Below are 12403 nucleotides of genomic sequence, written 5' to 3' on the forward strand. Positions count from 1 at the left end.
CGGTCTCGCCTACCGGAATGATCGGTTTCGCATACTGGACAGGAGCCTATACCGTAACGGGTTGGAGGCTCTTCAATTTACAGTTCGTCTGAGGAAACCCACCTGTTCCGACCTGTCTGCTTGGCGTTTAGAAGCGCAGCGTCCGCTCGTTCCAACACGCTGCTCACGGTCCCGGCGGCCGGTGACGTTGCGATGCCGATCGATATGGTAATGGGGTCAAGCAGGCGACCGCGGTAGGTCAGTGGCGCGCGCTCGACGGCGTGTCGCAGTTTCTCCGCCGCCTTGATGGCATCTTCAATACCCGAAGCCGGCATGAGCACGGTGAATTCCTCGCCGCCGAAACGGAATAATTCACCTAGACCACCAATGGCTTCTGAAAGGACCTGGGCGACATATTGCATCACCGCATCTCCGGCGTCGTGGCCAAAACGGTCATTGAAGCGCTTGAAATGGTCTATGTCGAGCATCAGGCAGGCGAGATTTTGGCTTGGCTTCTCAATATGCCTGTTCAGTTCCTCATCAAGAGACCGGCGGTTCAGGAGACCCGTCAGGGCGTCCTGTCTCGCCATGCCGACCAGTCGCTGCCGAAGCTGGAGATTTGCGACGGCAAGGCCGACATTCTCGGCGAGGAGTTCCAGATATAGTCTCTCGGTCTCCAGTGTCTCGTTACCCTGCGGAATTTCAAGATACAACAGACCGACGGTGTCACCCAATGCCGTGAGTGGTATACACAGGCCGGTTCCGAAACCCTCCTTGAGGTGATGGCAGGCGACGTCGTCTCCATCAGGGTTACTGGCATGGGGGCGCCCGCGCCGGAGCGCCCAGCAATCGTCGATCGAAAACTCCGGAGCGGAAAACGATGGATTGGACCATTGGCCCGTCGATTGGAGAACTGAGCTGTGTTCTTTGATGACAAGCAGGCGGCCGGCGATGGCGGGGAAAATCTGCGGCATGAATTTCGAAACGACGTCGGACAATTCATCCTGATTTTGACATGCCTGAATCCGATGCATCATTTGCAGGATCAGGTCCTTTATGCGCTGGTTCTTGCGGTGCTCCGCGTCAAGCCGGTCCCGCTCAAGCCCGTTGCTGCGGAAGATGCGGATGGCTTGGTTCATGTCGCCGATTTCGTCACGACGTCCCTCGTCGGGCACATCGATACTGTAGTCCTGCCTGGCAAGGCGCGTAACGATATTGCTCATCCGGATAAGCGGCGCAGCAACACGTCTGGTAAGGACGAAGTAAAGTACGGCCACAAACATCAGGGCGGTGAGTGCAAGCATCACCTTGGCGATCGATCCGTAGAAATCGCTTCGGCTTTTGGCCTGGTCAACCGTTGCTTGTGAGCTGACCGCGATACCCTCTCTCAAGGTCGCGACGGTGTTCAGCAGGCCCGTATGCAGCCGATAATACTCATCTCCGAACAGGATCTGTTGTGCGGCGTTCTGGCGACTTGATCTATAGAAACCGATGGCCTCGCGCTCCATCCTGTCCAGCGCGTCGGCGCTCTTGCGTATCTCCTGAAATGATCCTGCCTCTTCCGGCGAAAGACCGAGCGCGGAGAGTTTATCCAGGGTATTTTCGAGGTGCTTTTCCTGATCTTCGTCGACGTAGAATTTCGCCAGGTGCTGTTCGTCGCCTCGCATGACGTAAAGACGCGCTTCCTCGGTGCGCTCATCCGCAATGATTGCCAGTTCCTCGGCAAGATCGTTCAACTGGAGGTGATCCTGGATGGCCGCTCGCTCTTGAGAAGCGCTTCTGGCTGACAGAATGAATGTAGTCGCCGATACCGTCGTGAGTACGAGGGTCACGGCATAGGCCAGGTTCGTGATGGTGCTAAGTCGCATGATGGCGCCGTCTGCTTGCCGCAAGCCATGAAAACCGGGTGCGGCGAATCCAATATCAGAGTTTGCTTATTTTAGGGCATCTCGTCAAAACGGGAAGTTAACCTGCCGGAGATTATCGTGCGTGAGCACCGATCGCCTGAAAATCCGCCAGGGATTTCACTTTCATATGGCGGTTTCGGCAGGGCTATCTTGAACAGCGGATTGTCGCAGTCAATGACATCCGGCTGCAGGATGCAGGTGGAGTTTCGAGTGCTTCTGCCGCGCGTTCTCAACGTGCGCAGAACGCCATCAAGCAGCGGAAGCAAGGCTGCGCAGGAAGGCGAGGCAACGGACGAGCTGTGACGCGGCGGCAGCGCAGAAGTTCAGAGCCGGTTCGGATTTTTCGCAGTTCATCCCGTCGAGATAATAGTCGAGCAGGATGCCGCAAAGCGTAACCGGCTGACCAAGCACCAGATCCAGTTGTCCGGACAATCGTGGCTTGTGACGAAATGTGAGGCCGGGGATGGAGCTGATCCGCGCCTGCGTTTCCTCGATAAATGCCCTTGATGTCTGATCGTCCTGCCATTCTGCCACAGCGGTAAGGAGTTTTAAAAAATGCTCCTCCAGCCCGAGAATATCCGGGGCGTCTCCCGGTGGTGCGGCGACCCTTGCGGCATGAAACGCCTGGCGCCTTTCCCGGCGCATCGTCGCGACATGGCCGAGTTCCTCGCGCGCCATTTTTTCCGCCGCCTGCCGCACGTCGGCGCTGGGCGCCTGGGCGGCAACGTAGCTCCAGAACATAAATGCCCGTTCCTCGTTCCTGACGGCAGCCGAAAAAGCGCGGTAGGCGTCGAGCGTTTCCGGCGGCACCATATCGGCGCCTTCGGCATCGAACATGGGTGAAAGGTCCGGGGCGGCGATGGTGCCCGCAGTGTCGGTCGGCACCGTCTCGCCAGCCCATACGCCGACCTGACGCAGATGGGTTTCCTCCTCGGCAATCAGCCGTTCGAAAACGGCGGCAAGCGCCGGCTGGTTTTCATCCAGCATTCGTTGTCTGAGGGCGACATAGCCGTCGATCGATTCTTGTTCCATGCGGGCTGCGGTTTCCAGCACGGCGTGCATCGTCGTCAGAACGGGCGGTTCGGCATTCAGTCTAGACATGGGTTTCTCTTCAAAATCCTTGTCCCACACTGCCACATCAAACAACGCGGTATTTGTTCTGGATCAATGAGGCATCCGGCGGCGCGACTATTTTGCATTCAACCCACTGAGGCCCGACCGATGCGACATGGCCGAGCGTGGGAGTGAACGTCTTGTCGCACCCCGATGGAATGCCCAATGCCGAAAAATACTCATATCGGGAAACAAGGTCTGGCTGTTTTTCTTTCTTTTCTGATCGCGCTTTTCACCCTTGCAGGCCACGCCTTCGCTGCCGGCAGTCTTGTCGATTATCTCGCCAAGGTTCAGCCGGCAGAGTTGTTTGCCGCGGCCGACCGCTTTGGCGAGCCGGTGGGGGAGCCTGCCATCGTGCCCGTCTACAAGGGCAGCGATATCGCCGGTTACGCTTACCTCAACTCGGATTTCACTAATTCGACCGGCTATTCAGGAAAGCCAATTCACATCGTTGTCGGCATTGACAGGGCCGGCGTCGTGCGTGGTCTGAAGCTTGTCGATCACAAGGAGCCGATCGTGCTGATCGGCATACCGGAAACCCGGGTTGTGGCTGCGCTGAATTCGGTGATCGACCGCGATCTGGCCAAGGTCGCTACCGGTGCGGAACGCCCGCCGCAGGTCGATATCGTCAGCGGCGCGACGGTGACCGTTCTTGTGATGGGCGACAGCGTCGTCCGCTCGGCGGTCAAACTCATTCGCAGCGGCAGGCTGGGAGATGGCACACATGCTGCAGTTGCGGCTGTGTCGCCGCAGCCGGTCAAAAAACTCGATGTTTCGAAACAGGAGGTTTCCGACTGGCAGACGCTGCTCGGCGATGGTTCCATTCGCGCCCTGCGCCTCAGTGTCGGTGAAGTCTCTGATGCCTTTGCAAAGGCCGGTCAGCCGGATGCGGCCCGGACACCGGAAGCGTCCAATCCGCAGGACCCGTTCATCGATCTCTACGTCGCTCCAGTCAGTGTTCCCGCCATTGGCCACAGCCTGCTGGGTGAAGAAGGTTACGGAAGGCTGATAAAACGCCTGAAGCCGGGTCAGTCCGCCATTCTCGTGGCGGGTGACGGTGCCTATTCGTTCAAGGGGTCTGGTTATGTACGAGGCGGTATTTTCGACCGTATCGAGCTGCTTCAGGACGGGCAGGGCATTCGCTTCCGCGATCGGGATCACACGCGGCTGACGCAGATCGCCGCCGAGGGCGCGCCGCATTTGCGTGAAATCGCCCTTTACGTGATCCCTGACAGTTTCGCTTTCGACGTGACGGAACCGTGGGAGTTACAGTTGCTGGTGCAGCGCACCACGGGAGTGCGGGACAAGGCGACGATGCCATACGATCTCGGCTACACGCTGCCAGACGGCTACGTCAGCATCGAGACGCCCGCAGCCCCACCCGTCGCCCCACCGGCAACCGCAGCAACGATGCCGGCAGATGTGCCGTTCGATCTGGAAAACGTGCCGCTCTGGGTCAGCATATGGGAAATGAACCGCGTCTCGGTCGCCATAACCTTTGCCGGGCTGCTGGTTCTCACCGCCATCTTCTTCTTTCAGGACTGGCTGGTCAAACGGCCCAGGCTGTTCGGCTGGATCAGGCGCGGCTATCTGGTCTTCGCGCTGGTCTGGCTCGGCTGGTATGCCAATGCGCAGCTTTCGGTGGTCAATGTCCTGACTTTCATCAATGCGCTTATCTCCGGTTTCCACTGGGATTTCTTCCTGTCCGCGCCGTTGATCTTCATTCTCTGGGCAGCGGTTGCAGCGGGTCTGCTGTTCTGGGGGCGCGGGCCTTTCTGCGGCTGGCTCTGCCCTTTTGGTGCGCTGCAGGAACTGACCAACGGCGTCGCGAAATGGCTGAAGGTGCCGCAGGTCAAGCTGCCCTGGGGGCTGCATGAGCGCCTCTGGCCGGTCAAATACATCATCTTCCTCGGCCTCTTCGGCCTGTCGCTTTATTCGCTGGCGCTGGCGGAGACCTTTGCCGAGATCGAACCGTTCAAGACGGCGATCATCCTGAAATTCGCCCGCGAATGGCCCTTCGTGATCTTTGCGCTGACGCTGCTCGCCGCCGGTCTTTTCATCGAACGTTTCTACTGCCGGTATCTCTGCCCACTCGGCGCAGCACTCGCCATTCCCGGTCGCCTGCGCATGTTCGAATGGCTGAAACGCTGGCCGGAATGCGGCTCGCCCTGCCAGCGCTGCGCCAAGGAATGTCCCGTGCAGTCGATCCATCCCGAAGGGCAGATCAACGTCAACGAGTGCATCTACTGCATGCATTGCCAGGAACTTTACCAGGACGACCACCGCTGTCCGCACATGATTCAGGTGCGGTTGAAGCGGGAAAAATTCGTGGCGCTCTCCACCCCTCCGGAAAAGGGAAAAGAGCGTCCGAAAACCGTGGTTACCCACAAGGGCAAACCGATCGGCACAGATGAAGGAGTGGCTGGCGAACAGGCCTGAGCCACCATCAAAGGAGAGAAGACATGTCGGATCGAAATATCGAAACTGGCCTCAGCAGGCGCCAGCTTCTCGGCTCCACGGCGGTTGCCGCGGTGGCGGGCGCGGCGACGGTCGGCGGCGCGCTGGCGGTTTCCAGCATCACGGCTGCGCCGGCGCTCGCCGCAGGCGGACAGGCCTTCGAGGTTAAGCCCGGCGAACTGGACGAATATTACGTCTTTTTCTCAGGCGGCCATAGCGGTGAACTGCGCATTCTCGGCCTGCCGTCGATGCGTGAACTGATGCGTATTCCCGTCTTTAACCGCGATAGCGCCACCGGCTGGGGTCAGACCAATGAAAGCCGCAAGATCCTGACGGAGGGGCTGCTGCCTGAAACGAAGGAATATCTGAAGGACAAGGGCGACATCTACCTCAACGGTGACCTGCACCATCCGCATCCATCCTTTACGGAAGGCACCTATGATGGCCGTTATCTCTTCGCCAATGACAAGGCCAATACCCGCGTCTGCCGCATCCGCCTTGACGTGATGAAATGTGACAAGATCATCCAGCTGCCCAACCAGCACACGGTTCACGGCCTGCGCGTGCAGAAATATCCGCGCACCGGTTATGTCTTCGCCAATGGCGAGGACCGGGTGCCGATCCCCAATGACGGTTCGGTTCTCGATGATCACAAACAGTATCACGCGATTTTCTCGGCCATTGACGGCGATACGATGAAGGTTGCCTGGCAGGTCATGGTCGACGGCAATCTCGACAATGTCGATGCCGACTATCAGGGCAAATATGCCTTCGCCACCTGCTACAATTCCGAAGAGGGCGTGAACCTCGAGGAAATGATGGCGAAGGATCAGGACTGGATCGTCGTCTTCAACCTGAAGCGCATCGAGGAAGCCGTCGCCAAGGGCGAATTCAAGGAAATGGGTGGCGTGCCGGTTGTGGATGGTCGCCATGGCTCGCCATTCACCCGCTACATCCCGGTGTCCAACGGCCCGCACGGCATGAACACTGCGCCGGATGGTATCCACGTCGTTGCCAATGGCAAGCTGTCGCCGACGGTCACCGTCTTCGACGTCCGGCTGTTCGACGACCTTTTCGCCGACAAGATCAAGCCGCGTGATACCGTCGTTGCCGAACCCGAACTCGGTCTTGGCCCGCTTCACACGGCCTATGACGGTCGCGGCAATTGCTACACGACGCTGTTCATCGACAGCCAGATCTGCAAATGGAACCTTGAGGATGCCAAACGCGCCTACAAGGGCGAGAAGGTCAATCCGGTCCGTCAGAAGCTCGATGTGCAGTATCAGCCCGGCCACAACCACACATCCATGGGTCAGACCAAGGATGCAGACGGCAAATGGCTGATCTCGCTCAACAAGTTCTCGAAGGACCGGTATTTGAACGTCGGCCCGCTGAAACCGGAAAACGATCAGCTGATCGATATTTCCGGCGACGAGATGGTGCTGGTTCACGACAATCCCACCTTTGCCGAGCCGCATGACGCCACCATCGTCCATAATTCCAAGATCAACCCGGTCAGCATCTGGAGCCGCGACGACAGCTTCTTTGCCGATGCGGTGGCCCAGGCTAAGGCCGACAACATCGATCTGCTGATCGATTCCGAAGTCATTCGCGACGGCGACAAGGTTCGCGTCTACATGACCTCGGCGGCACCTGCCTTCGGTCTGGAAAGCTTCACCGTCAAGCAGGGTGATGAAGTGACGGTTTACGTCACCAACATCGACGAGGTGGAAGACCTGACCCACGGCTTCTCGATCATCAATTACGGCATCAACATGGAAGTGGCGCCGCAAGCCACGGCATCCGTCACCTTCAAGGCCGATAAGCCCGGTGTGTGGTGGTATTATTGCTCATGGTTCTGCCATGCCATGCACATGGAAATGAAGGGCCGCATGCTGGTGGAGCCGAAGAAGGCATGAGGCATCTCCAAGATGCGGCGAGATGGGGGATGGTGGCGATGATCGCCGCCATTCCCGGCCTGGCGGGTGCTGAAACCATCCGCCTTTCCGCTGCCGCGACCCCAATACTTCAACAAGCCATCGACCGTGCACAGACGGGCGACGAACTGGTGCTGGAAAGCGGCGATTTTTCCGGGCCGGTGACCATTGGCACGTCCATTACTCTGCGCGGCGAGCCGGGTGCGGCCATTCGTGGCACCGGTCAGGGCAGTGTCGTCACCATCACCGCCGAAGACGTGATCTTCAGCGGCATTATCGTATCCGGTTCAGGCGGTTCGCTGGAAGACATGAATTCGGGCGTGTTCGTTGCCCGCACCGCCAAACGGGCCATTGTCGAAAACAGCCGCTTCGAAGAAAATCTGTATGGCGTCTATCTGCATGGCGCCGACGATTCCATCGCGCGCAACAATATCATTATCGGTACTGGTGAAGGCCGTTTAAGCGAAACCGGCAACGGCGTGACCCTGTGGAACGCGCCCGGCGCACGCGTCACCGGCAACGACATCAGCTTCGGACGCGACGGCATCGCCACCAATGCCAGCAAACGCAACGTGTTCAGTGGTAACCGGTTCAGCAATCTACGATTTGCCATCCACTACATGTACACCAATGACAGCGAGATCAGCGATAATGTCTCCACCGGCAATTCGGTGGGATACGCCATCATGTTTTCCAGCCGCCTGAAGATCACCGGAAACGTCTCCGATGGCGACCGGGACCACGGCCTGCTTTTGAATTACGCCAACAGTTCCACCGTCACCGGCAATACGGTGCGCGGCCATATGCAGCCCGCATCGCGCTGGAGCGAACGCGGCATCCGCTCGCAGGAACATGGTGTGCCGGCCGCCGATGACGAGGCTGCCGCGGATACCTCGGGAATGCGGCCCGGGCCGGAAAAATGCGTCTTCATCTACAATGCCAACCGCAACCGCCTGCGCGACAACCGTTTCGAGGGGTGCGATATTGGCATTCATTTCACCGCCGGTTCGGAAGGCAACATGATGAGCGGCAATGCCTTCATCGCCAATCGCAACCAGGTCAAATATGTCGGCACGCGTTATGTCGACTGGTCGGAAAAGGGACGCGGCAATTACTGGAGCGATAATCCCGCTTTCGATCTGGATGGTGACGGCATCGCCGACAATCCCTATCGCCCGAATGATCTGATTGACCGCGTGCTGTGGACCGCGCCGCAGGCGCGGGTGCTGACCAGCAGCCCCGCCGTGCAGGTGGTGCGCTGGGCGCAGGCGCGGTTTCCTGCCCTTTTGCCGGGTGGGGTCACCGACAGTCATCCCTTGATGTCGCCGCCGCAGCCCCCCAGGGAGCCACGCTCATGAACCCGACCGTAAGCGTTCACGATGTGACCAAGACCTATGGCGGCAAGGTCAATGCCCTGCGCGAGCTGAGCTTTATCCTTCATGAAGGGGAGACCGTAGCTCTGGTCGGTCACAATGGCGCCGGAAAAACCACGCTGATCAAATTGCTGCTCGGGCTTATTCGCCCGACGTCGGGGCATGTGGAGGTGCTGGGCGAGAACCCGGCGAATGGCGATTTCGCCGTGCGTCAGGCGCTTGGTTACCTGCCGGAAAGCGTGTCTTTCCATCTGGCGCTGACGGGGCGGGAAACACTTGCCTTCTACGCCCGCCTCAAGCGGGTGCCCATGCAATCTGCCGACAGCCTGTTCGAGCGTGTCGGCCTTGCCGCCGTGGCCGCCGACCGGCCCATCCGCACCTATTCCAAGGGCATGCGGCAGAGGCTTGGCCTTGCCCAGGCGTTGCTCGGTGCACCAAGGGTTCTGCTGCTCGATGAACCGACCAGTGGCCTCGACCCGGCCCTGCGGCGCAATTTCTACAACCTCGTCGATGAATTGCGGGCAGGCGGCGCGACGATCCTCCTGTCGTCGCATGCGCTGGGGGAACTGGAAGACCGGGCCGGACGCGTCATCATCGTCAATCGTGGCGTGCGCATTGCCGATGGCACGCTGGATGATCTGAGACGGATTGCCAGCCTGCCGTCGCGTATCCGTATCCGCCCGACTGGCGGGGGCGGAGCCGCGGCACCCGCCGATCCCGCGGTGCAATGGACACCGACCGGAGATGGCGCTTACGAGACGGAGGTGGCGCATGCCGCAAGGCTGCCACTGCTGCACCGCCTCACGGCTGCTGCCGCCGGTATCGAAGCCCTGAGCCTTATCGAGCCGACGCTCGATGATCTCTATGCCCATTTCCTGAACAGCCAGGAGGCCGCGTCGTGAGCAACATCCTGATCATTGCGGGGAAGGAAATTCGCGAAGGCATGCGCAATCGCTGGGTGCTGGCCACGACATTGCTGCTGGCAATGCTCGCCCTGACGCTGACGTTTCTCGGCAGCGCGCCGACCGGCAATGTCAGCGCCAGCCGCATGGATGTGGTCATCGTCAGTCTCTCCAGCCTGACGATCTTCCTTGTGCCGCTGATTGCGCTGCTGATTTCCCACGATGCCATCGTGGGTGAGGTGGAGCGTGGCACCATGCTGCTGCTGCTCGCCTATCCGGTGGGGCGCAGCCAGATCGTTCTGGGCAAGTTTCTCGGCCACATCGCCATCCTCTGCTTCGCCACCACCTGCGGATATGGCACGGCGGCGCTTGCGCTGGCGCTGATGGGCGGCGCCACCGGTCTTGAGGGCTGGCTGTCGTTTATTTCCATGACGGCATCGTCCGTGCTGCTGGGCGCGGTCTTCGTCGCCATCGGTTATCTCATCAGTTCGCTATCTTCGGAGCGCAGCACGGCCGGCGGCGTGACGATCGGCATCTGGCTGTTCTTCGTGCTGATCTACGACATGGCCCTGCTTGGCGGACTGGTGGCGGCACAGGGCCGTTCGTTGCCCGGCGGATTGCTGGATTTCCTGCTACTCGCCAATCCGACGGATGCCTATCGGCTCCTCAATCTCGGCAGCGGTGGGGCGGCGGCCCTTTCCGGCATGGGCGGGCTTGCCAAAAACTCCATCCTCACCGGTGGCGTCCTGCTCGCCGCCCTTTGCGCCTGGACGGTTGTTCCGCTCGGCCTCGCCTCGCTGTTTTTCTCAAGGAGGGACGTATGAAAACGGTCCGTTTTGCCCTTGTTCTTGTGGCTTCGTTGCTGCTTGCCGCCTGCGAAAATGAGCAGCAGGCGGAAACGCCGCCGCCCTTTTCGCTCACCGCCGAGGCCATGGGGCGATATTGCGGCATGAACGTGCTGGAACATGCCGGGCCGAAGGGGCAGATCATCCTGCGCCAGATACCGGAGGCCATATGGTTCTCCTCAGCACGGGACACTGTGGCCTTCACCATGCTGCCGGACGAACCGAAGGAGATCGCGGCTATTTACGTGTCCGATATGGGCAAGGCTGCAAGCTGGGAAAAGCCCGGCGCGGAGAACTGGATCGACGCGCGCAAGGCCTTCTTCGTGATCGGCAGCTCCCTGCGCGGCGGCATGGGCGCGGAGGAAGCCGTGCCCTTTTCCGAGGAGGCGGCAGCAAGGCAATTCGTCGGCAAGAACGGCGGCGAAGTCGTGAAATTCAACGATCTGCCCGAGAATTACATTCTTGGCGCCGGTGGCGAGGCGGCGGACGATCCGGCTGCGGAGGGGGGGGCATGATCATGGATAACAAACCGGGCCGTCGCCGCTTCATCACGCTCATGGCTGCCTTTGCGGGCCTGCCGCTTTTACCTGACAGGGGTTTTGCCTCAGTCTCCCCCATTGTCTGGCGGGGACAGGCACTCGGCGCGCCGGCAACGCTTGTGCTCAATCATCAAAACCCTGCAGAGGCGGAGCGCCTCCTGCGCAGGGTGGTAGTCGAGGTGGCGCGCCTCGAAAGTATTTTCAGCCTGTTTCGGCCGGAATCGGCACTGAGCGAGCTTAATCGCACCGGCGTCCTTGCCGCGCCGCCCTCCGAAATGGTGGAGCTGCTGGAATTGTGCCGCAGCTTCCATGGGCTTGGGGACGGACGTTTCGATCCGACGATACAGCCGCTCTGGCTGCTGCATGCCCGGCATTTTTTGCGCGATGACGCCGATCCCGCCGGCCCATCCGCACGGGATATGAGAAAGGCATTGGCGCTGGTGGGCTTCGACAAGGTAAGTTTCGACGCGAACCGTGTTGCACTGGGGCAGCGCGGCATGGCGTTGACGCTGAACGGTATTGCCCAGGGCTATATTACCGACCGCATCGTTGCCCTGCTGCGGGATGCGGGTGTGACCAGCAGCCTGGTGGATATGGGCGAAAATCGAGCCATCGGCAATAATGCGCAAGGCGCGCCGTGGCGCGTCGGTCTTGCGCAATCGGAAGATGCCACCCTTCCTGACATGGTTCTCGATATCACCGACCGTGCCGTGGCGACCTCGGCGGGCGCCGGGTTCCAGTTCGACCGCGCCGGCAAATTCAGTCATATCCTCGATCCGCGCACCGGCCTGAGCGCGCGCCGTTATGCGCGGGTCTCGGTGGTTGCCGAGGATGCGGCCACAGCCGATGCGCTATCGACCGCCTTCAGCCTGATGGATGAGCGCGAGGTGGAAACGCTGCGCGCATCGCTTCGCAATGTCGAGGTGTATCTGCGCGCCTGAACGCGCAGGTTTCAGAAGCGGTTTTGCGTATGTCGCGCGTGTCGCGCCGCGAGATTGAGGTCGTGCATCGCCATCAGAACCAGTGCCGGGGATCGTCACTTCCCTGTCCCGCAGGTCTTTTACGGTAATATTGGCCAATCTCGAAGATACAAGGCCGGAAAGGCGAGGCCAGAAAGCAAGTTGGCGAGCACGCCAGCAAGTGCCAGCCGGAAAGTGCGTGTCGCCTGCCAGCCCGTCCGATCCCGACGCCCCCGCCGATCAATGTGGCGGAAGGGCCGGAAATCCGGCGCCGTTCCGGAAAAACGGCTGCCATCGCCGGCCTTTGGGGCGGCATCGGGGAGGGAAGGAGAGAAACCCGTCTGCCGGCCCGCAGGACCTCAGGGCTGTCGCAGGGACACGCCTTTCATGCG

Annotated in this window: 9 protein-coding genes; 7 read left to right on the forward strand and 2 right to left on the reverse strand. The window is 60.3% G+C overall.

Annotation, left to right across the window (positions count from 1 at the left end; genetic code table 11):
* Positions 1 to 77: 77 nt before the first annotated feature.
* Together CFBP6623_RS24535 and CFBP6623_RS24540 are read right to left on the reverse strand one after the other, a co-directional pair.
* Positions 78 to 1847: a diguanylate cyclase gene (locus CFBP6623_RS24535; protein ID WP_080843123.1), complete on the reverse strand. Its 1770-nt coding sequence runs from the start codon at positions 1845 to 1847 to the stop codon at positions 78 to 80.
* A gap of 288 nt (positions 1848 to 2135) precedes the next feature.
* On the reverse strand, positions 2136 to 2987 hold the full coding sequence (locus CFBP6623_RS24540; protein WP_080843124.1) for a ferritin-like domain-containing protein: 852 nt from the start codon (positions 2985 to 2987) through the stop codon (positions 2136 to 2138).
* A 177-nt stretch (positions 2988 to 3164) separates the two neighbouring features.
* Here CFBP6623_RS24540 and CFBP6623_RS24545 point away from each other — a divergent pair, with 177 nt between their 5' ends.
* From CFBP6623_RS24545 to CFBP6623_RS24575, 7 genes are read left to right on the forward strand one after another with little or no spacing between them, the layout of a single operon-like run.
* On the forward strand, positions 3165 to 5438 hold the full coding sequence (locus CFBP6623_RS24545) for a NosR/NirI family protein (protein ID WP_137002588.1): 2274 nt from the start codon (positions 3165 to 3167) through the stop codon (positions 5436 to 5438).
* Positions 5439 to 5461: 23 nt separating this feature from the next.
* Positions 5462 to 7375 (forward strand): TAT-dependent nitrous-oxide reductase, encoded by a 1914-nt coding sequence (nosZ, locus tag CFBP6623_RS24550; RefSeq protein ID WP_046801298.1) that lies wholly within the window; start codon positions 5462 to 5464, stop codon positions 7373 to 7375.
* On the forward strand, positions 7372 to 8751 hold the full coding sequence (locus CFBP6623_RS24555) for a nitrous oxide reductase family maturation protein NosD (protein ID WP_167666303.1): 1380 nt from the start codon (positions 7372 to 7374) through the stop codon (positions 8749 to 8751). The genes nosZ and CFBP6623_RS24555 overlap by 4 nt, the downstream gene beginning before the upstream one ends.
* On the forward strand, positions 8748 to 9668 hold the full coding sequence (locus CFBP6623_RS24560; protein WP_062653108.1) for an ABC transporter ATP-binding protein: 921 nt from the start codon (positions 8748 to 8750) through the stop codon (positions 9666 to 9668). Before CFBP6623_RS24555 ends, CFBP6623_RS24560 begins: the two co-directional genes overlap by 4 nt.
* Positions 9665 to 10492 (forward strand): ABC transporter permease, encoded by an 828-nt coding sequence (locus CFBP6623_RS24565; protein ID WP_046801300.1) that lies wholly within the window; start codon positions 9665 to 9667, stop codon positions 10490 to 10492. The genes CFBP6623_RS24560 and CFBP6623_RS24565 overlap by 4 nt, the downstream gene beginning before the upstream one ends.
* The gene (locus tag CFBP6623_RS24570) at positions 10489 to 11028 is read left to right on the forward strand and encodes a nitrous oxide reductase accessory protein NosL (protein WP_080843126.1); all 540 of its coding nucleotides are present in this window, start codon (positions 10489 to 10491) and stop codon (positions 11026 to 11028) included. The genes CFBP6623_RS24565 and CFBP6623_RS24570 overlap by 4 nt, the downstream gene beginning before the upstream one ends.
* Before the next feature lie 2 nt (positions 11029 to 11030).
* A complete protein-coding gene (locus tag CFBP6623_RS24575) occupies positions 11031 to 11993 on the forward strand; it encodes an FAD:protein FMN transferase (RefSeq protein ID WP_052760258.1) in 963 nt (320 codons plus the stop codon).
* Positions 11994 to 12403: the final 410 nt, after the last annotated feature.

It is taken from the genome of Agrobacterium tumefaciens (assembly GCF_005221385.1).
In the GTDB taxonomy this organism is placed as follows: domain Bacteria; phylum Pseudomonadota; class Alphaproteobacteria; order Rhizobiales; family Rhizobiaceae; genus Agrobacterium; species Agrobacterium tomkonis.